This is a genomic window from Bibersteinia trehalosi (genome assembly GCF_004346205.1).
GTDB classification, from domain to species: Bacteria; Pseudomonadota; Gammaproteobacteria; order Enterobacterales; family Pasteurellaceae; genus Bibersteinia; species Bibersteinia trehalosi.
Genome location: NZ_SMAM01000022.1, coordinates 1 through 1,436 on the forward strand (window position 1 = coordinate 1; position 1,436 = coordinate 1,436).

At 42.9% G+C, this 1,436-nt stretch carries 1 protein-coding gene; it reads left to right on the top strand.

Features of this window, described 5'->3' with window-relative positions:
- Positions 1 to 1,436 (top strand): beta strand repeat-containing protein (locus EDC51_RS10775; protein WP_409360079.1); only part of this gene is annotated, 1,436 nt, incomplete at both ends.

The window sequence follows — 1,436 nt, forward strand, 5'->3', positions numbered from 1 at the left end:
GCCTCAATGACCGTTGCAGAAGGTAAACATGGCTTAGATGGTAAAGACGGCGAGACAATGACTCGTGTGGTTTATACCGATGCCAACGGCACAACACACGAGATTGCCACCTTAGATGATGGCTTGAAATTCAAAGGTGATACCGGCAACGAAATTGCGAAAAAACTGGGCGAAACCTTAGAAATTCTTGGTAGAGCAGCAGAGGATGCAGCGGTAACAGATAAAAACTTACGTGTAGATAGTGAAGATGGTAAGTTAGTGCTTAAAATGGCAAAAGAGTTGCAAGAAATCAACTCAATTACCAACAATAATGGCACAACGATTAGCTTAGGTAACAATACTGTTAATCTGAATAATGCAACTATCAGCAATGTATCTGCAGGGGTAAACGGCACGGATGCGGTAAATGTTGATCAGCTAGAAAAAGTTAATGCAACAGCAAATGCGGGCTGGACAATCAGCACCAATACAGGCAATGAATCTTACGTGGTGAAACCAAATGCAACGGTTGATCTGCGTAATGCAGATGGCAACATTGTGATCAGCCAAGAAAACGGTAACATCACCTTTGGTTTAGCGAATGCGTTGAATAATATCAGCACTATTAGCAACGGCACGAACAACAGTATCCATTTAGGAGACAACAACAATATCAGCAGCATTATCAGCAATGGCACAACCTTCACCTTTGGCGAAGGGAATACCACGATTAATACCACAAGTGGTAAAGCAGAGCTGGTCAATGGCACGAATGTGACAGATGTTGCAACAGTAGGTGATATTATTAATACGCTGAACAATGTGTCTTGGACGGTAGCGGGCAACAATGCAAACGTAAGTAAAATCAAAGCTGGCGATGTGGTGAACTTTATTAATGGTAATAACACAGTAGCGGCAGTGAAGGTGAATAGCACAACTAACGCAACAGAAGTGACTTACCATGTAGAAGGTGATTTAACCAATATCACCAGCATCACAAATAACGGTAGCTCAAGTATTCGTTTTGGCGATAACGCTACAACTTTAACCGGTGGCAACACCACAGTGAATTTGGGCAATGGTACGGTAAATGTAAATAACAGTACGATTTCTCATGTTGCACCAGGTGTAAACGGCACGGATGCGGTAAATGTTGATCAGCTGGAAAAAGTGAATGCAACAGCAAATGCGGGCTGGACAATCAGCACCAATACCGGTGATAAATCTTACGTGGTGAAACCAAATGCAACGGTTGATCTGCGCAATGCAGATGGCAACATTGTGATCAGCCAAGAAAACGGTAACATCACCTTTGGTTTAGCGAATGCGTTGAATAATATCAGCAGCATTATCAGTAATGGCACAACCTTCACCTTTGGCGAAGGGAATACCACGATTAATACCACAAGCGGTAAAGCAGAGCTGGTCAATGGCACGAATGTGACAGATGTTGCAAC